Origin of the sequence: Mesorhizobium jarvisii (assembly GCF_003601985.1) — a bacterium.
Classification (GTDB): Bacteria; Pseudomonadota; Alphaproteobacteria; order Rhizobiales; family Rhizobiaceae; genus Mesorhizobium; species Mesorhizobium jarvisii.
The window spans coordinates 183,283-201,779 of the sequence record NZ_QZXA01000010.1; the positions used below are offsets into that span (position 1 = coordinate 183,283).

20 protein-coding genes are annotated in these 18,497 nt (G+C 62.7%); 14 read left to right on the top strand and 6 right to left on the bottom strand.

Annotated features, from left to right (window positions below):
- The first annotated feature begins 2 nt into the window (after window positions 1–2).
- From D3242_RS24975 to D3242_RS24985, 3 genes are all read left to right on the top strand, one after another.
- Window positions 3–1,406: an L-serine ammonia-lyase gene (locus D3242_RS24975; RefSeq protein WP_064985526.1), complete on the top strand. Its 1,404-nt coding sequence runs from the start codon at window positions 3–5 to the stop codon at window positions 1,404–1,406.
- Between the two features lie 70 nt (window positions 1,407–1,476).
- Window positions 1,477–1,914 (top strand): DUF1489 family protein, encoded by a 438-nt coding sequence (locus D3242_RS24980; RefSeq protein WP_019858222.1) that lies wholly within the window; start codon window positions 1,477–1,479, stop codon window positions 1,912–1,914.
- Window positions 1,915–2,190: 276 nt separating this feature from the next.
- Window positions 2,191–2,892: a DnaJ domain-containing protein gene (locus tag D3242_RS24985; RefSeq protein WP_038646895.1), complete on the top strand. Its 702-nt coding sequence runs from the start codon at window positions 2,191–2,193 to the stop codon at window positions 2,890–2,892.
- Window positions 2,893–2,938: 46 nt separating this feature from the next.
- On the opposite strand, the gene D3242_RS24990 is transcribed toward D3242_RS24985, so the two are convergent.
- Window positions 2,939–4,369, bottom strand: a complete 1,431-nt coding sequence (locus D3242_RS24990) for a D-alanyl-D-alanine carboxypeptidase (RefSeq protein WP_064985524.1) — start codon at window positions 4,367–4,369, stop codon at window positions 2,939–2,941.
- Between the two features lie 285 nt (window positions 4,370–4,654).
- Between D3242_RS24990 and D3242_RS24995 the strand changes: the two genes are divergently transcribed.
- From D3242_RS24995 to D3242_RS25010, 4 genes are all read left to right on the top strand, one after another.
- A complete protein-coding gene (locus D3242_RS24995; protein ID WP_010909566.1) occupies window positions 4,655–4,984 on the top strand; it encodes a phasin family protein in 330 nt (109 codons plus the stop codon).
- A 298-nt stretch (window positions 4,985–5,282) separates the two neighbouring features.
- On the top strand, window positions 5,283–5,612 hold the full coding sequence (gene clpS, locus D3242_RS25000) for an ATP-dependent Clp protease adapter ClpS (protein WP_010909565.1): 330 nt from the start codon (window positions 5,283–5,285) through the stop codon (window positions 5,610–5,612).
- A gap of 6 nt (window positions 5,613–5,618) precedes the next feature.
- Window positions 5,619–8,087 carry an ATP-dependent Clp protease ATP-binding subunit ClpA gene (clpA, locus tag D3242_RS25005; protein WP_010909564.1) on the top strand — a complete coding sequence of 823 codons (2,469 nt, stop codon included), beginning with the start codon at window positions 5,619–5,621 and terminating at the stop codon, window positions 8,085–8,087.
- A 65-nt stretch (window positions 8,088–8,152) separates the two neighbouring features.
- On the top strand, window positions 8,153–8,773 hold the full coding sequence (locus D3242_RS25010; protein WP_064985523.1) for a chloramphenicol phosphotransferase CPT family protein: 621 nt from the start codon (window positions 8,153–8,155) through the stop codon (window positions 8,771–8,773).
- A gap of 31 nt (window positions 8,774–8,804) precedes the next feature.
- On the opposite strand, the gene D3242_RS25015 is transcribed toward D3242_RS25010, so the two are convergent.
- The 4 genes from D3242_RS25015 to D3242_RS25030 all read right to left on the bottom strand — a co-directional run bounded on the left by D3242_RS25015 (window position 8,805) and on the right by D3242_RS25030 (window position 11,821).
- The gene (locus D3242_RS25015; protein WP_064985521.1) at window positions 8,805–9,236 is read right to left on the bottom strand and encodes an HIT family protein; all 432 of its coding nucleotides are present in this window, start codon (window positions 9,234–9,236) and stop codon (window positions 8,805–8,807) included.
- Between the two features lie 108 nt (window positions 9,237–9,344).
- Window positions 9,345–10,559 carry a GNAT family N-acetyltransferase gene (locus tag D3242_RS25020; protein ID WP_064985520.1) on the bottom strand — a complete coding sequence of 405 codons (1,215 nt, stop codon included), beginning with the start codon at window positions 10,557–10,559 and terminating at the stop codon, window positions 9,345–9,347.
- A gap of 55 nt (window positions 10,560–10,614) precedes the next feature.
- A complete protein-coding gene (locus D3242_RS25025) occupies window positions 10,615–11,343 on the bottom strand; it encodes a glycerophosphodiester phosphodiesterase (RefSeq protein ID WP_064985518.1) in 729 nt (242 codons plus the stop codon).
- 13 nt (window positions 11,344–11,356) lie between these two features.
- Complete coding sequence (locus D3242_RS25030; RefSeq protein WP_038646884.1) at window positions 11,357–11,821, bottom strand: RidA family protein; 465 nt, start codon at window positions 11,819–11,821, stop codon at window positions 11,357–11,359.
- Between the two features lie 138 nt (window positions 11,822–11,959).
- On the opposite strand from D3242_RS25030, the gene D3242_RS25035 reads away from it, so the two are divergent.
- From D3242_RS25035 to tsf, 5 genes are all read left to right on the top strand, one after another.
- Window positions 11,960–12,790 (top strand): cell envelope integrity EipB family protein, encoded by an 831-nt coding sequence (locus D3242_RS25035; RefSeq protein ID WP_019858213.1) that lies wholly within the window; start codon window positions 11,960–11,962, stop codon window positions 12,788–12,790.
- Between the two features lie 36 nt (window positions 12,791–12,826).
- Window positions 12,827–13,105 carry a DUF4031 domain-containing protein gene (locus D3242_RS25040; RefSeq protein ID WP_019858211.1) on the top strand — a complete coding sequence of 93 codons (279 nt, stop codon included), beginning with the start codon at window positions 12,827–12,829 and terminating at the stop codon, window positions 13,103–13,105.
- The gene (locus D3242_RS25045; RefSeq protein ID WP_064985516.1) at window positions 13,102–13,713 is read left to right on the top strand and encodes a LysE family translocator; all 612 of its coding nucleotides are present in this window, start codon (window positions 13,102–13,104) and stop codon (window positions 13,711–13,713) included. Before D3242_RS25040 ends, D3242_RS25045 begins: the two co-directional genes overlap by 4 nt.
- A 177-nt stretch (window positions 13,714–13,890) precedes the next feature.
- The gene (gene rpsB, locus D3242_RS25050; RefSeq protein ID WP_064985515.1) at window positions 13,891–14,673 is read left to right on the top strand and encodes a 30S ribosomal protein S2; all 783 of its coding nucleotides are present in this window, start codon (window positions 13,891–13,893) and stop codon (window positions 14,671–14,673) included.
- 110 nt (window positions 14,674–14,783) lie between these two features.
- Window positions 14,784–15,704 carry a translation elongation factor Ts gene (tsf, locus tag D3242_RS25055; RefSeq protein WP_019858206.1) on the top strand — a complete coding sequence of 307 codons (921 nt, stop codon included), beginning with the start codon at window positions 14,784–14,786 and terminating at the stop codon, window positions 15,702–15,704.
- 13 nt (window positions 15,705–15,717) lie between these two features.
- Here the strand turns inward: tsf and D3242_RS25060 are convergent, their stop codons facing one another.
- Complete coding sequence (locus D3242_RS25060; protein ID WP_064985513.1) at window positions 15,718–16,653, bottom strand: LysR family transcriptional regulator; 936 nt, start codon at window positions 16,651–16,653, stop codon at window positions 15,718–15,720.
- Between the two features lie 130 nt (window positions 16,654–16,783).
- Between D3242_RS25060 and D3242_RS25065 the strand changes: the two genes are divergently transcribed.
- Both D3242_RS25065 and D3242_RS25070 read left to right on the top strand, forming a co-directional pair.
- Window positions 16,784–17,326: a nuclear transport factor 2 family protein gene (locus D3242_RS25065; protein WP_038646874.1), complete on the top strand. Its 543-nt coding sequence runs from the start codon at window positions 16,784–16,786 to the stop codon at window positions 17,324–17,326.
- 37 nt (window positions 17,327–17,363) lie between these two features.
- On the top strand, window positions 17,364–18,473 hold the full coding sequence (locus D3242_RS25070) for an aldo/keto reductase (RefSeq protein ID WP_038652721.1): 1,110 nt from the start codon (window positions 17,364–17,366) through the stop codon (window positions 18,471–18,473).
- The last annotated feature ends 24 nt before the right edge of the window (window positions 18,474–18,497 follow it).

The window sequence follows — 18,497 nt, forward strand, 5'->3', positions numbered from 1 at the left end:
GCGTGTTCCTTTCGGTTTTCGACCTGTTCAAGATCGGCATTGGCCCCTCGAGCTCGCACACGATGGGGCCGATGACGGCCGCGCGGCGGTTTCTCGACGAGGTCGCCGGAGACGACTGGCCGCGCCCCGCCGGCGCCAAGGTTGCCCGCATCGGCGCCAGCCTGCATGGCTCGCTCGCCTATACCGGCATCGGCCATGGCAGCGACCGCGCCGTCATCCTTGGCCTTGCCGGCCAGACCCCGCAAACAGTCGATCCGGACCAGGCCGACGACATCATCAGCCGCATCACCGCCGACAAGATGATTTCACCGCCAGGTCACCCGTCCTACCATTTCGATCCGGCAACCGATCTGGTGCTCGACCGCAAGACACCGCTTACCGGCCATGCCAACGGCATGGCGTTCCATGCCTATGACGCCGGCGGACGCCTGCTGCTCAAGCGCATCTACTATTCGATCGGCGGCGGCTTCGTGGTGTCGGAAGAAGTGCTGCAGCGCGTGAAGGCCAAGGGGTCGGTGACATCAGAAGGCAAGAAAGTGCCTTATCCCTTCAAGAACGCGGTCGAGATGCTCAAGATGGCGGCCAAGAGCGGGCTTTCCATCGCCGAGATGAAGCGCGTCAACGAGGAAACGCAGATGTCGCGCGAGGACCTCGACGCCGGCCTCGACGCCATCTGGGGTGCGATGAAGAGCTGCATCGATCGTGGCCTGTCGCAGGACGGCATCATGCCGGGCGGGTTGAAGGTGCGGCGTCGGGCCCGGCAGTTGCACGACAAGCTGCAGGAACAGTGGCAGCAGAACCGGCCAAATCCGCTGCTCGCCAATGACTGGCTGTCGATCTACGCCATGGCGGTCAACGAGGAGAATGCCGCCGGCGGCCGCGTCGTAACCGCGCCGACCAACGGTGCGGCCGGCACGCTGCCGGCGGTGCTGCGCTACTGGCTGCATTTCCATCCCGAGGCCGACCAACCGAGCATCCGTGACTTCCTGCTGACGGCTGCCGCCGTCGGCGGCATCATCAAGACCAATGCGTCGATCTCGGGCGCCGAGGTCGGCTGCCAGGGCGAGGTCGGGTCCGCCTCGGCGATGGCGGCGGCCGGCCTGTGTGCCGTCATGGGCGGCACGCCCGAGCAGGTCGAGAATGCCGCCGAAATCGCGCTCGAACACCATCTCGGCATGACCTGCGATCCGGTCGGCGGGCTGGTGCAAGTGCCGTGCATCGAGCGCAATGCGCTCGGCGCGGTCAAGGCGGTGACGGCCGCGTCGCTGGCGATCAAGGGCGACGGCGTCCATTTCGTGCCTCTCGACGCGGCGATCGAGACCATGCGCCAGACCGGCCTCGACATGAACGAGAAGTACAAGGAAACCAGCCTCGGCGGTCTTGCTGTCAATGTCGTGGAGTGCTGAGCAACGCTTGGCACTGTGGAGAAGTCCCTCAGGCCGTTGACGTCCCGGCGCTCCGGACTAACCTTAGCGAATGGCTCTCAATCTCCTAAAACTGTGCGTCGGCTGCGACAGCGTCGAGGATCTCGAGGAATGGATCGAGTTCCGCCTCGACGAACGGCGCCGGTCCGGCGAACCGGCCGAACACTGGCACACCACCCGCATGGTGCCGACGCGCGGCGCCGAGGTCACCGATGGCGGTTCGCTCTACTGGGTGATCAAGGGCAATGTGCAATGCCGGCAGCTGATCACCGAGATCCGGCCCTTCATTGACGACGAGGGCATCGGTCGCTGCCACCTGATGCTCGATCCGCAAGTCGTGCGCACCGATTGGCAGCCGCGTCGGGCCTTCCAGGGTTGGCGCTATTTGAAACCGTCGGATGCACCACCTGATCTCGGTAAAGGCAAGGCGGGACTGGTCGAGATGCCGCCGAAACTCAGGCGCGAGCTTGCCGATCTCGGCTTGCTGTAGGCCATCGCGCGCAAGCGCTGTCTGTTTTGGCGCGGGCTTTTCTGGCCCTCCATCTTGCTTCGCTCTGGACTTGCAAGCGGCGCGACAACGCCACATCTTGAAATCCATGCGCGATGAAAAGCTGGCGAAGCCGACAAGGTCCACAGGGCTGGGGAGCCATTCCGCATGGCGGTCTTCTTCCTGTCCAGGTGAAAGCCTTCATTCCGGCGCAGAAAAAGTGTTGGATGACATCACGCGGCTGTCCAGGCGGACAGGGCATCTGCGGGGCGGTGGGAAATGTTAGGCGCAATTATCGGTCTGGTCGCATTGCTGCTGGTGCTCCTGGGCGTTGCCTCGGCCTTCCTCCGGGCCGATCCGGCCCGCTTGGCAACCGGCATGAGAACACTGGGACCGATCCTGCTGGCACTGGTGGGCGCCGCCGTGCTTCTGGTCGGTCGAAGCGGAATCGGCGGCGTCGTGCTGTTTGCGGCGATCGGCTGGTATGCTGCCACGCGCAAGAACCGGCCTGATGTCAAGCCGGCGCCGGGAAAACGCTCAACGGTGCGGACGGCAGCGCTTGAAATGGAGCTGGATCACGATACCGGCGGCCTCGAAGGGCTGGTTCTGGCCGGCCGCCATGACGGCAAGATGCTTGGTGCGATGGGCCTTGCGGAGTTGCAGCATCTCTACCGCGAACTCTCCGCCGATGCGGAGAGCCGCCAGTTGCTAGAGACGTATCTTGACGGCAGATTTCCCGTCTGGCGCAAAAACACTGAGACGAACGGTGGCGAAGGGCTGGGTGTTGCGCCAGGTCCGGGCGCCATGACTAAGGAGGAGGCCTACAAGGTCCTTGGTCTTGAAGCGGGGGCCGCCGCGGCGGATGTCCGCAAGGCGCACCGCCGCCTGATGCAGCGCCTGCACCCCGATATCGGCGGCACGTCTTTCCTGGCGGCGCGAATCAACGAAGCCAAGGACGTCTTGCTCTCCAATCACAACTAGTCTCCTTCGACGCAGAAATTTTCCGGGAGATTACTTCCACGCCGCCCTACTGCTGGACGGCGTAGCACTCGATTTTCTTCTTCTTTAAAGCGGTGCAGGCCTTCCAGGCGGCGTCCTTCGAACCAAAGCCGCCGAAACGGGCGCGGTAATAGGTGACGCCGTCCTTGTCGAAGGCGACGGTGAAGCCGGAAGCATCCGCCAGCGCCTTCGGCGCCTGCTTGCTGGTCTTGTCGAGGACGGCCTGGGCTTCCGACTGCTTCGGCGAAGAGGCGACCTGGATCGACCAACCCGACGGCACCGAAGCGGTGTTGACCGGATCGACGGTTGGCGCCGCCGCCGCCGCCGGCTCGGCATAGGCGGCCACGACCTGTGCGCTGGCGACCTTGGGGGCGGAGACGATGACCGTCTTCACCTTCTTTGCCGGGGCAACCAGCTTGGGCGCTTCGGCCTCGGCGCTCTCTTCGTCATCACCCTGCGCAGCCGTCGCGTCGTCGGCAACGGCGTCATCGGCGCTGGCCACCGCGACCGGCTTGTCGTCCGGGGTCGGCGCGTCGTGCTTGGGCAAAAGAACCTTGGCGAGGGCCTTGACCGGGTTGCTGCTGTCGGCCTTGGCGACGAGGTCGCCGCCACCGCGGGTCGAGGCCCTTGGCATGTAGGTGTTGATCAGGGACGCCATCTGGTTGTCGCGGCTGCCGCCCGACGTGCCGCCCATGACAACGGCGACGAGGCGGCGGTTGCCGTCGGACACAGATGAGACGAGGTTGAATCCGGAGGCGCGGGTGTAGCCGGTCTTGATGCCGTCGACGCCCTTGATGCGGCCGAGCAGTCGGTTGTGACCGTTGATGCGCTGGCGGCCGTAGAGAAACGAGCGCTGCGAGAAATAGCCGTAGTACTGGGGAAAATGTTCCCTGAGCGCAATGCCGAGCGTTGCCATGTCGCGCGCGGTGGTGAACTGGCCGGGGTCGGGCAGGCCGTTGGCGTTGCGGAAGACGGTGCCGTTCATGCCGAGAGCCCGCGCCTTGGCGGTCATCATGCGGGCAAAAGTGGATTCATCGCCGCCAAGCATTTCACCGAGGGCAGTGGCCGAGTCGTTCGCCGACTTGGTGACGATCGACAGTATCGCGGTTTCGACCGAGACCGAACCGCCCGGCTTCACGCCGAGTTTCGTTGGCGCCTCGGCGGAGGCCTTGGCGGAAAACACGACAGGCGTGTTCCGGCTGATCTTGCCCTTCGCCATCGCTTCGAAGGTCAGATAAAGCGTCATCATCTTGGTCAGCGACGCCGGATAGCGCCTGCCATTGGCATCCGCGGAGTACAGCACCTTGCCCGTCTTGGCGTCCACAACGATGGCCGCCTGCCGCGCTGCCAGCGAGGCGGCAACGTCGGAGCAAACGAACGTCATCGCCAGGGCGAGGACCATGATCGCTTTGAGGGGGGAGGTGGATTTGGAAACGATGCCCAACAACGCCTGACGCACTGATATTTCCCTTGAATTCTTCGTTGCGCTGGAGGCGGCAAAGGGTCCTGCCTCACTTTCAGCCAAGCTAACGGGGCAGCGTTACCAATCCGTTTATGGTAACCGCCGCGTTCACCATTTTCTTCGGGCTTGAAACACACTTTATTTGATTTTTAGCCATTGCCTGCGCAGGCGAGCCTCGCACGCCGGTGAAATATTGACTTTTGTGCGGCGCACAATATATTGAGGTGCATTGCACAACGGCGCCCCGAAGAAGGACGCCTCAACCGTCAAGGGAATCGTGAAATGACCCAGACCTATGAGGACTTCAGCAAATACGGCAAGGAATTCGCCGACACCGGTTTGAAGAGCTTCGCTTCGCTCTCCAAGGGCGCCCAGGCGATCGCCACCGAGGCCGGTGAGTACACCAAGAAGAGCTTCGAGGCCGGCAGCGCTGCTGTCGAGAAGCTGTTTTCGGCCAAGTCGCTGGACAAGGCGATCGAGATCCAGACCGACTATGCCAAGCAGTCCTACGAGGCATTCGTCGCCGAGGCCACCAAGATTGGCGATCTCTATGCCGAACTCGCCAAGGAAGCCTACAAGCCGTTCGAATCGATCGTTGCCAAGGCGAAGTAATTTCGCCCGGGCGAGGTAATTTTCGCCCTGACACTTTCAGATCCGGCCCTTTGGGCCCGGGACAAAGCCCGGTCGCGGAAACGCGGCCGGGTTTTTTCATGCTAATTTCCGGTTCGCGGCAGCGTAGCGCTTCACGATTGCGAAAATCCGCCAAGTTTGGTCACCTAGCCATATTGTCAGCTAACCAGAAGGGCTTAAAATCGTCCATCGAACACCTACATGTCGAACTCGCATGAGGATTCGAACGAGGCAGGATTACGTGACGATCAGTTTGACTGCCATGAGACAAGTGGCGCGGATGCAAAACGGCGGCGGCGACGGCAATGAGGCCGGCCGCGGGACGGCCGTTATCACGCGCACCAAAACCAAGACCAAGAAGCCCAGCCTTTACCGGGTCCTCATCCTCAACGACGACTACACTCCCATGGAGTTCGTGGTTCACGTGCTGGAGCGTTTTTTCCAGAAGGACCGCGAAGCCGCCACACGCATCATGCTTCATGTTCACAATCATGGAGTGGGCGAGTGCGGGGTCTATACATTCGAGGTGGCCGAGACCAAAGTGTCTCAGGTCATGGATTTCGCCCGACAGAATCAGCATCCGCTGCAATGCGTGATGGAGAAGAAGTGAGGTAACATGCCGGCTTTCTCCCAAGGCCTGGAAAAGGCGCTTCACCAGGCGCTGACGCTCGCCAATGAGCGGCACCATGAATACGCAACCCTTGAACATCTGCTGCTCGCGTTGATCGACGACACCGAGGCGGCCGCCGTCATGCGCGCCTGCAACGTCGATCTCGATGAGCTGAAGCACACTGTTCTGACCTATATCGACACCGAGCTCGACAATCTGGTCACCGGCTACGACGAGGATTCCAAGCCGACCGCCGGCTTCCAGCGCGTCATCCAGCGCGCGGTGATCCATGTGCAGTCGTCGGGCCGCGAGGAAGTGTCGGGTGCCAACGTGCTCGTCGCAATCTTCGCCGAGCGCGAGAGCCATGCCGCCTATTTCCTGCAGGAACAGCAGATGACCCGCTACGACGCGGTCAATTACATCTCGCACGGCATAGCCAAGCGCCCCGGCGCATCGGAAACGCGCTCGCCGCGCGGCGCCGATGACGAGCAGGGCGGCCAGAATGGCGCCGAGCCGCAAGAGGAAGGCGGCAAGAAGAAGCAGCAGCAGGACGCGCTGACGGCTTATTGCGTCAACCTCAACAACAAGGCCAAGGCCGGCAAGATCGACCCGCTGATCGGCCGCGAGTCGGAAATCAACCGCACCATCCAAGTGCTGTGCCGCCGCTCCAAGAACAACCCGCTCTATGTCGGCGATCCGGGCGTCGGCAAGACGGCGATCGCCGAGGGTCTCGCCAAGCGCATCGTCGAGGGCGACGTTCCCGAAGTGCTGCACAACGCCACCATCTTCGCGCTCGACATGGGCACGCTGCTGGCCGGCACGCGCTACCGTGGCGATTTCGAGGAACGGCTGAAGCAGGTCGTCAAGGAACTCGAGGACTATCCGGGTGCGGTGTTGTTCATCGACGAGATTCATACGGTGATCGGGGCAGGAGCCACCTCGGGCGGCGCCATGGACGCGTCGAACCTGCTGAAGCCTGCTCTGTCGTCGGGTGCGATCCGCTGCATCGGCTCGACCACCTACAAGGAATTCCGCCAGTTCTTCGAGAAGGACCGCGCTCTGGTGCGGCGCTTCCAGAAGATCGACGTCAACGAACCGACCATCGAGGACGCCATCGAGATCATGAAGGGCCTGAAGCCCTATTTCGAGGAGTTCCACAAGGTCCGCTACACCTCGGAAGCCATCAAGGCTTCGGTGGAGCTGTCGGCGCGCTACATCAACGACCGCAAGCTGCCGGACAAGGCGATCGACGTGATCGACGAGACCGGCGCCTCGCAGATGCTGGTGCCGGAAGCCAAGCGCAAGAAGACCATCGGCATCAAGGAGATCGAAGCAACGATCGCTACCATGGCGCGCATCCCGCCGAAGACGGTTTCGGCCGATGACGAGAAGGTGCTGCAAGGCCTCGATATCGAGTTGAAGCGGGTCGTTTATGGCCAGGATACTGCCATCACGGCGCTGACCTCGGCGATCAAGCTGGCCCGTGCCGGATTGCGCGAACCGGAAAAGCCGATCGGCTCGTATCTGTTCTCGGGTCCGACCGGTGTCGGCAAGACGGAAGTGGCCAAGCAACTAGCCGCCTCGCTCGGCGTCGAGCTGATCCGCTTCGACATGTCGGAATATATGGAACGCCACACCGTTTCGCGGTTGATCGGCGCGCCTCCCGGCTATGTCGGTTTCGACCAGGGCGGCTTGCTCACCGACGGCGTCGACCAGCATCCGCACTGCGTGCTGTTGCTCGACGAGGTCGAGAAGGCGCATCCGGATCTGTTCAACATCCTGTTGCAGGTCATGGACCACGGCAAACTGACCGACCACAACGGCAAGCAGATCGACTTCCGCAATGTCATCCTGATCATGACCACCAATGCGGGCGCATCGGATGCGCAGCGCGCGGCGATCGGTTTCGGGTCGACCAAGCGCGAAGGCGACGATGTCGAGGCGATCAACCGGCTGTTCACGCCGGAATTCCGCAACCGTCTCGATGCGATCATCCCGTTCGGCTCGCTGCCGGTGCCGGTCATCCATCAGGTGGTGCAGAAGTTCGTTATGCAACTCGAGGCGCAACTCTCCGAGCGTGGCGTCACCTTCGACCTGTCGCCGGATGCGATCGCCTGGCTCGCTGACAAGGGCTATGACGAGCGCATGGGCGCGCGGCCGCTCGGCCGTGTGATCCAGGAGCACATCAAGAAGCCACTGGCTGACGAGGTGCTGTTCGGCAAGCTCAAGAAGGGCGGCACGGTGCGCGTCACCGTCGAGAAGAAGGAAACCGGCGAGACCGGCCTGAAGCTCGAATCGCTGGCCGACGAGGCGCCGGTGAAGCCGAAGAAGGAAGAGCCGGAAGACGCGCCGAAGCCGCCCAAGGCAGTGGCCAAGAAGCCTGCAGCCAAGAAGGTCGTGGCGCAGAAGCCGGAGCCCAAGGGCAAGGATGGCGGCAAGCGCAGCCTGGTCCCGCAACTGCCCCGCAAGGGCTGATCGGCACGCACTCGAAAAAGCCCCGGCAACGGGGCTTTTTTTCATTTTTGAGCAATGGGGTGGCTATGCCAGGCCAGATCGTCATCCTCAACGGCGCGCCGCGGTCGGGAAAATCGAGCATCGCTCGCGCCATTCAGGAAAGCTTCGATGGCGCATGGATGAATCTGGGTGTCGACAGCTATGCCCAGATCATACCGTCGCGACTTCGCCCGGGAATAGGGTTGCGACCTGGAGGCGAACGCCCCGACCTCGAAGTCTTCGTGCCGCACCTTTATGCCGCCCTCTACGAATCGGTCGCGGTGCACAGCCGGCTGGGGCTGAACGTCGTGACGGACGTCGGCCATCACGATGCCTATTCGAAGCCGCTCGATTGCCTGGCCGATTGCGCGCGCCGTCTCGCCGGCCTGCCAGCGCTGTTCGTCGGCGTTCGCTGTCCGATTGAAATCATCATGGAAAGGCGAGCCGCCAGCGAGGCGGGCCGGGGTTATGTCACCGGCTCTTCGGACGATCCCACGCCTTTGCCGGTGCGTATGTGGCAAGAAGCGGTGCACCGGCCGGGCATATATGATCTCGAGGTCGATACCTCGGTCCTCAGCACTGAACAGTGCGCACAAGCGATCCGCCAGCGCCTGCGTGATGGCGCTCAGCCGGGTGCGATCGAGCGCTTGGCTCAAGCCGCTAGCTAGACTTTCTCCTGCCCCCGAAACGAAGTTCCGCTCAGCTTCCCAGCGCCGCCCGTATTTTCTCGGCGTTCCCGGCCAGCACTTCGGGTTTCTCCATCTCACCGCTATGCGGCTTCAACGGGATGCCGTCGAAGCGCGGGATGACATGGACGTGCAAGTGATAGACGGTCTGGCCGGAGGCCGGCTCGTTGAACTGCAGGATGGTGACGCCGTCGGCATCGAGCGCCTTCTTGACTGCCAGCGCCACTTTCTGGACGACGGTATAAAGCGGGCCGAAGGTCGACGGATTGGCGTCGAGCAGGTTGCGCGACGGGGTTTTTGGCACAACCAGCGTATGGCCGGGTCCTTGCGGCATCACATCCATGAAGGCGACGACGGCGTCATCTTCGTAGACGCGGTGCGAAGGGATTTCGCCGCGCAGGATCTTTGCGAAGATGTTGTTGGTGTCGTAGGCGGCCTCAGTCATGGCGAACGCTCCGGATTGTGCCTCGCGTCCCGTGTAGCGAAGCTCTTCCGGAGCGGCAAGACGATGTGGCGGTACGATCAGGCGAGATCGGCCATGCCAGAAGGCCTGCTACTCCTCGAGATCCTTGCGAAACGGCGTGTGTTCTTCGAGATAATCGCTCATCCGCTCCACTTCGCGCCGCTCGCGCTGGAGATAGTCGGCCACCGCATTGCGCAGGCCGAGGTGCGAAATGTAGTGCGCGGAATGCATCGTCACCGGCCGGTAGCCGCGCGCCAGCTTATGTTCTCCCTGCGCGCCCGCCTCCACCACCTTCAGCTTGCGTTCGATGGCGAAGTCGATGGCCTGGTGGTAGCAGACCTCGAAATGCAGGAAGGGATGATCCTCGATGCACCCCCAGTTGCGGCCGTAGAGCGCGTCCGAGCCGATGAAATTGATGGCGCCGGCGATGTAGCGGCCGTTGCGCCTGGCCATCACCAGCAGGATATCATCCGCCATGCGTTCGCCGATCAGCGAGAAGAACTGGCGGTTCAGGTAGGGGCGGCCCCATTTGCGGCTGCCGGTGTCCATGTAGAAGGCGAAGAAGTCGTCCCAGGCCTTTTCCGTCAGGTCCTTGCCGGTCAGCCAGTCGATGGTGATGCCATCGGCAAGCGCCTCACGCCGTTCCTTCTTCATCGCCTTGCGCTTGCGCGAGGCAAGCGTGGCGAGGAAGTCGTCATAGGTCGAAAAGCCTTCGTTGAAGAAGTGGAATTGCTGGTCGGTGCGGTGCAGGAAACCGGCGGCCTCGAGTGTCGCCACATCGTTCTCCTGCGCGAAGGTGACATGCGCCGAGGACACGCCGAGCTTGTCGGTCACCATTTTGAGGCCGGCGGCAAGCCCGGCCCTCACCGCATCCGGATCCTCGCCTTTGCCGACCAGCAGGCGAGGGCCGGTGACCGGCGTAAACGGCACGGCGCATTGCAGTTTCGGATAATAGCGGCCGCCTGCGCGCTCGAAGGCGTCAGACCAGCCGTGGTCGAACACATATTCGCCCTGGCTGTGCGATTTGAGATAGCAGGGGACGGCGCCCAGCAGCCTGCCTTGCGCGGTCTCCAACCGCAAATGATGTCCCTGCCAGCCGGTGCGCCGCACGGCGCAGCCGGAATCCTCCAACGCGCTTAAAAAAGCGAATGAAACGAGCGGATTATAGCCGTTTTCCGCATCGCCGCGCGTGGTGCCGGCAAAGCCGTTCCACTCATCGCAGGTGAACGCGCCGATGCCCGCGGCGATACGGATCGAATAGTCCGCATTTGCAGTTTGCCCGTCGCCATCGTCGCCCTGATCCATGAGGCTTATTTAAGCTCCATCCGGGGCGCTACAAGTCACGTTTCAGACACTCCGCTCAAGCGACTTTGACCAACTCGGGTTCGAACCCTTCGAATGTCATCTGATCGGCGTATTTGAAGGTCAGGTCGATCGCGGGCTGATCATGCACCGTCCAGGTGATGACAGGCATTTTGAGCTTTTCACGCACGAAACTGACGAACGGGTTCGGCAGGTCGCCGGCGGCGTAGGAGGTGAAGGATAGCTCATGCGCCAGCATGGAAAAATGCGCCTCGATCAGCTTGAGGTCCTTGCCGTAGGCGGTCAAGCCGGCGGGAATGCCGGGTGCATGTTTCGGGAAGTCACGGATCAGCCAGTGATCGAACGACATGATCGCCGCCTTGCCCTTGTAGCGCTTGAGCATCCTGCCGACACTTGCCACCAGGCCTTCATCGCGGCCGGGAGCCCCTTTCAGCTCGACGACCATGGGCACGCGGCCGTCGACGAGGTCGAGCGCTTCCTGCAGCGTCGGCACGCGGTCGGATGTGGCGCCAACCTTGAGCGCGGTCAGTTCGGCCGCGCTGCGCTGCCAGACGAAACCGTCCTCTCCAGTCAGTCTTTTCAGGTCGTCATCATGGATGATGACGGGAACGCCGTCCGACGACAGATGCACGTCGCATTCGATGGCGTAGCCCCGTTCGGCCGCGGCCGTGAAAGCGGAAAGCGTGTTTTCCCAGCGCGTCTTGTTCATGTCGTGGAAGCCGCGATGGGCAACGGGCCGGGCGGTTAGCCAGGATAGATCGGTCATGTCAGGCCTTCGTTCATTCGACTTCGAAGATGGCTTCGATTTCCACTGCGGCATTAAGTGGCAGGGAGGCAGTGCCGACCGCGGAGCGGGCGTGTTTGCCGCGCTCGCCAAGGGCGGCGACCAGGAAATCGGAAGCGCCGTTGGCAACCAGATGCTGTTCGACAAAGTCGGGGGCAGAGGCGACGAAGACGGTGATCTTCACCAGCCGGCTGATCTTCTCCAGGTCGCCGAGCGCAGCCTTGGCTTGCGCCAGAATGTTGATCGCGCAGTATCTCGCCGCGTCCTTGCCGCTTGCCGTGTCGACGTCGCGGCCGAGCAGGCCGCTCGCCTGCAGCTTGCCGTCCTTGAGCGGCAATTGCCCGGCGGTGAACAGCAGATTGCCCGACCTGCAGTAGGGAACGTAGTTGGCGGCAGGTGCGGCGGCGACTGGAAGCGTCACGCCGAGATCACTTAGCCGCTTTTCGATTGTTTCACTCATTGCTTTTCCCTATTGCTGGAAGGCGCCGCGCTGGCGGGGCCGAAATTGCTATTTTTGCCTCGCTTCCGCCACGACTTTTTTTAAGCTGGACCATCTTTCCCTGCGGCCTGCCATCAGCCGCGACGATCGGAGTACCTCATGCGCGCAGCGCGCCTCGCATTCCACGCCGTTCTGTTATCGGCGGTGTTCCCGATAGTCCCCGCCTTCGCCGTACCGGCGCTGCAGGCGCATCGCGCCGTGTATGACCTTACCCTCAAAAAGGCCTCCGACCGCTCCGGCATAACAGGTATATCCGGTCGCATGGTCTACGAATTCAACGGTTCGGCGTGCGAAGGTTATACGGTGAAATTTCGCTTCGTCACCCAGATCGTTACCGCCGAGGGCACGAAGCTGACGGACCAGCAGACGACGACTTTCGAAGATGCCGAAGGCAAGACTTTTTCCTTCGTGACCAAATCCTTTGTCGACCAGAACCTCGACAAGGAGGTCAAGGGCATCGCCACGAAAGACGCCAAGGGCCTCAAGGTCGATATCGACAAGCCCGAGAAGAACAGCCTGGAACTCGCCGCCACCCAGTTTCCGACCCAGCATCTGGTCGAACTGATCGGCAAGGCCGAGAAAGGCGAGAATTTCTACCAGACGAACCTGTTCGACGGCTCGGAGGACGCCAATAAGGTGATGGCGACCACTGTTGTCGTCGGCAAGAAGACCGAAGCCGACAAGGTCGATCCGGAGGCTCCGGCGCTGGCCAAACTCGCCACCGACAAGTACTGGCCGGTCGACATCGCCTATTTCGACGACAGCGCCCAGAACGGCGAGGAAGTGCCGGAATACCGGATCAGCTTCAAGCTGCACGAGAACGGCATCACCCGCGATCTCACCATGGACTATGGCGACTTCTCGATGACCGGCAGGCTGGTCAATCTTTCGCTGTTCGACCAGACAAAGCCTTGCCCGGTATCGAAGTAGCCGGGTTGCGCAATTGAGCTGGCCGCGGCGGGCTTGATGGCGGTCTACGTCGATGCGGCGATCTGGAAGTGGGCCGGCCATCGCTGGTGCCACCTGATGGCCGACGACACCGACGAGCTGCATCGTTTCGCCGCCGCGCTTGGCGTCAAGCGTTCGTCCTACCAGGGACCGCCCAAGACATCGGCCCCGCATTATGACATAACCGGCTTCGAGCGCGACCGCGCGGTGCGGCTCGGCGCCATCGAATGCAGCCGCGAGGAGATCGTCGCGATCTTCCGGCGCGTGCGGGTGCCCAATGGAAAGGCCCGGTCATGACACCAACAGCATTTCTGGCCTATTGCGCCGCTGTCACACTTGCTGCCGCCACGCCGGGGCCAGCGATGTTCACGGTCATCACCAATGGTGTGTCGCGCGGTTTCCTCCGTGCCTTCATGGCCGGCGTCGGGGTCGCCGCCGGCGACGCCGTGCTGGTCACCCTGGCGCTGCTCGGGCTGGTGGCGCTGGCGCAAACCTTCGAATGGATCTTTCTCCTGCTGAAATATGCCGGCGCCGCCTATCTGATCTTTCTCGGCATCAGGATGTGGCGCGCCTCGGCCTCGCAATCGAATGAGCCGCGGACGGCCGAGGCGAGATTGTCCCGGTCCTTTTTCCTTGGCGCGTCCATTGCGCTGGGCAACCCCAAGGCGATCCTGTTCTACGCCTCGATCATGCCGCTGATCCTCAATCTCGACACGCTGACCCTTGTCGATGGCCTTCTGGTGGTGGCCACCGTCATCAGCGTCAACATCCTGACCATGGGGGTCTATGCAGCGCTTGCGGGCCGGGCTTCGGGCTGGTTCAGGACACCGAAGCGCATGCGGCTGATGAACCGGTTTGCCGGCAGCGCCATGATCGGCACCGGCGCGCTGATTGCCGCACGCTGAGCGGGAAAACGTTACCCCGCTTGCGTTTGTCGCGCTTCCCCTCTATATGCGCGCTCATTCCACACACGGACTTTGGTGTCTGCCCGGGAGAAATCCGGCTGAAACCTCCGGTGGCGTTCGAGGACAAAGTCCAAAAATGCCTGTGTCCGTGGAGGCTAACCGGAAAGGAAAATAAGAATGGCTCTGCCTGATTTCAGCATGCGCCAGCTTTTGGAAGCTGGCATTCACTTCGGCCACCAGACCCATCGCTGGAACCCGAAGATGGCGCCCTACATCTACGGCGCTCGCAACAACATCCACATCATCGACCTCTCGCAGACGGTGCCTTTGCTGCACCAGGCGCTGAAGCAGGTTTCCGACACCGTCGCCAAGGGCGGCCGCGTGCTGTTCGTCGGCACCAAGCGCCAGGCGTCCGACATCGTCGCCGATGCGGCGCAGCGTTCGGCCCAGTACTATGTCAATTCGCGTTGGCTCGGCGGCATGCTGACCAACTGGAAGACGATCTCGAATTCGATCCAGCGCCTGCGCAAGCTCGACGAGATGCTGGCCGGCGAGGCCCAGGGCCTCACCAAGAAGGAGCGCCTGAACCTCGACCGCGAGCGCGAAAAGCTCGACAAGGCGCTGGGCGGCATCAAGGACATGGGCTCGACGCCCGACCTGATGTTCGTGATCGACACCAACAAGGAAGCGATCGCCATCCTGGAGGCCAAGCGTCTCGGCATCCCGGTCGTCGCCATCATCGATTCGAACTGCGATCCGGACAAGATCGACTTCCCGATCCCTGGCAATGACGACGCAGCGCGCGCCATCCAGCTCTATTGCGACCTGATCGCCAAGGCTGCCATCGACGGCATCGCCCGTCAGCAGGGCGCGCTCGGCGTCGACATCGGCGCTTCGATCGAAGCCCCGGTCGAGCCGGCGCTCGATCCGGCTCCGTCGACCGAGACCCCGCAGGCGTAAAACGGCGAGGGCCGGTTCCGGCCTTCATCTTTCTAATATTTTGGCACGCTAAACGGACGCATCATCGAGTACCGGTGGTGCGTCGGTGCATTTAAAACAAAGAGGCGACAATGAGCATTTCGGCTGCACAGGTCAAAGAACTCCGCGACTTGACCGGCGCGGGCATGATGGACTGCAAGGCGGCGTTGAACGAGACGAACGGCAACATGGAAGAGGCCGTCGACTGGCTGCGCAAGAAGGGCATCTCCAAGGCTGACAAGAAGGCCGGCCGCACCGCGGCCGAAGGCCTGATCGGCGTCGATGCCGGCGTGCGCGAAGCTGCCATTGTTGAGGTCAACTCCGAGACCGACTTTGTGGCCCGCAACGAGCAGTTTCAGGAGCTCGTCCGCAACATCGCCAAGGTGGCGCTCGCCTACGGCACGACCGAGGCGGTGGCTGCCGCCAAGTATCCCGGCTCGGACAAGACTGTCACCGAGGTGATCAAGGACGCTGTCGGCACCATCGGTGAGAATATCAGCTTCCGCCGCTCGGCGAAGCTCACGGTGCCGCATGGTGCCGTGGCGACCTATGTCCATAATTCGGTTGCCGACAACCTCGGCAAGCTCGGCGTGCTGGTCGCGATCGAAACCACAGGCAATGAACATGCCGCCAACGCCTTTGGCCGTCAGGTCGCCATGCATGTCGCCGCCACCAACCCGATGGCGTTGACGGCGGAGCAGATCGATCCGGCAGCGGTCGAGCGTGAGAAGGCGATCTTCTCCGATCAGGCGCGCCAGTCCGGCAAGCCGGAAGCCATCATCGAAAAGATGGTCGAGGGCCGCATGCGCAAGTTCTACGAGGAAGTCGTGCTCCTGAAGCAGGCCTTCGTGCTCAATCCCGACATCACCGTCGAGAAGGCGCTGAAGGATGCCGAAAAGGAAATCGGCGCGCCGGCCAAGATCACGGCCTATTTGCGCTTCGCGCTCGGCGAAGGCATCGAAAAGGAAGAGACCGATTTCGCAGCGGAAGTCGCGGCGGCGGTCAAGAAGTAAACTTCCTACTGCTTTATTCCAAAAGCGTTTTTCGGCCGGACGTCCGCAGGGATGTCCGGCTGATTTCTTGTGCGGTGTCGATAAAGGCCCGCAGTTTCGGCGCCATCGCCGCCCGGCGCGGGAAATAGAGGAAAAGGCCGGGTTCCTCGATTGCCGATTGCGGCAGAACCTGCACCAGGCGGCCGGCCGCAAGATCGGCGCGCGCCAGCGGCTCGAACATATAGGCAAGGCCCACTCCGGCAAGCGCCATGTCAATCGCTGCGAGCGAATCCGTGACGATGGCCGTACCGCCGGTCTGCACCACGACATCCTTGCCGTCTTCGGTCAAATCCCAGCGATAGAGGGCACCGGAGCGGACAAGCCGGTAGCCGATGCAATTGTGGTTGGCGAGATCGGCCACGCTGCGCGGACGGCCGCGGCGTCCGATATAGGCGGGAGAGGCGACGATGACGGTTTTGAACGGAGGCGTGAGCCGCACGGCCACCATGTCCTGCGCGATCATCTCGCCTAGCCGGATGCCGGCATCAAAGCCTTCGCCGACGATGTCGACCAGCCCCTGGTCGGCGAAAATCTCTACCGTAACGTCCGGATAGCGCTCGGCCATCGCCGCGACGACAGGCGTCACCGCCAACGGAATCGCGATGGTGGAGGCGTTGATCCTGAGCAAGCCGGAGGACCTGCCCTTGACGCTGCGGATTCGATCGATCCGTTCACCAATATCCTGAAGGGCAGGAGCCGCGGCCTCCACCAGCGCCTTTCCGGATTCGGTCAGCGAAACACTGCGCGTCGTGCGCGCGAACAAGGGCTGGCCGATACGCTCCTCGACCAGCCGTACGGCGTGACTGACCGCCGACGGGCTCATGCCGAGTTCGGCCGCCGCGAGCGCGAAGCCGCCACGCCGGGCAACGGCAACGATCACAGGCAGATGTATGAGGAGATCGCGATCCATTCATGAGCAATATCGCATGGTCTTTGCGAACAATGCAATCTTATCGATGCCTCCGCCGGGGTCCACATTGTCGCCAACGCACCGGCGCCCACACATTGGCAATTGGCTGGTTGCATCAAGGAGAAGAGACATGAATGCGTTGAAGCACGTGACGTTCGCGGCAGGCATGGCGCTGGCGCCGATCGATGCCGGCGGGGCGGAACCCTCCGGCTGGCAGGCACTTGCGGACGAACGCGCGGTCATCCGGATCGCCGACGCCATCGACCGCGCCGTCGACGCGCAGGACTGGAAACTGGCGCGCAGCTATTTCGCGGATCGGGTTACCGCCGATTTCAGCAGCCTGTCCGGGCAGCCGGCGGCCAACATCGCCTCCGACGACCTGATCGGCGCCTGGGCCGGCAACCTCAAGGGCAGCAAGACAAGCCTGCATCTGCGCACAAATCATCAGGTCGTTCTCGAGGCGAACACGGCGACGGTCCGCTCGAACGGCTATGCCTGGAACCGGATGGAGGGCAATGGCGACCCGCTTTGGGAAGTCTGGGGCACCTATGAGCATCACCTGACGCGCTCCACCGCCGGCTGGAAGGTCGACGGCTTCGCGTTCCACATGACGCATGAGCGCGGCAACGTTTGGGTCAAGGCAACGCCGGGCAATGACACGGCGGGCCAGTGACACCGCGGCATTCACCAGCAAGCATTGGAAGACGATCATGACCATGACCTATTACACGCTCGGCAACAGCGGCCTCAGGGTCAGCCGGCTCGCTCTGGGCACGATGACTTTCGGCAAGGAATGGGGGTGGGGAGCCGACAGGAACACAGCCCGGGCGATGTTCGACGCCTATGTCGAGGCGGGCGGCAATTTCTTCGACACGGCGGACCTCTACACCGGCGGCACGGCCGAAGCCTGGCTTGGGGAATTCATCGCCGAGCAGGGCTTGCGTGACACCGCGGTGATCGCCAGCAAGTTCACCATGAACATGCAGCCGGGCAATCCGAATGCCGGCGGCAACGGCCGCAAGAACATCATGCGGGCGGTCGATGCCTCGCTGAAGCGGCTGGGCACCGACTATATCGATCTCTATCTCATGCATGTGTGGGACAGGCTGACGCCGGCCGAAGAGGTCATGCGTACGCTGGATGACCTGGTGCGGATGGGCAAGGTGCGCCATGTCGGCCTGTCCGATGTGCCGGCCTGGTATGCGGGGCGCGCGCAGGCGATCGCCGAACTGCGCGGGTATGAGCCGGTTTCGGCCCTGCAACTCGAATACTCCCTGGCCGAACGCGCGATCGAGAACGAGTTCGTGCCTTTCGGCACGCGCCATGGCGCCGGCATCATGGTCTGGAGCCCGCTGGCCAGCGGGCTGCTCAGCGGCAAGTATCGGCCGGCCCAGGCCGGAAATGTGGGCCGGCTCGACGGGTTCCGCAATTCGACGCATCCGGGCTTCCAGAAATTCACGGAGCGCAACTGGGCCATCGTGACCGAACTCGAGAAGGTTGCATCCGAGCTCGGCCGCAGCATGCCACAGGTCGCGCTCAACTGGGTGGCGACGCAGCCGGGGATCGCAACAGTCATCCTCGGTGCGACCACGCTGGCCCAGATACAGGACAATCTTGGCGCGCTGGACTTCGAGATTCCGGCAGCGCTTCGCGACCGGCTGGATTCGGTCAGCAGAACGCCGACGCCGTTCCCCTATTCCTATTTCGGGCCGCAGATACAGGCGCGCGTCACAGGCGGCGCTGCGACCGGCGACAAGCCCTCCGGCTACGCATTGCCGGTGCTTGTCGAGGGCGAGCCAGCCAGCGTGTCCGCCGGCTGATCGATCCGGCAGGCTGCCACCGAT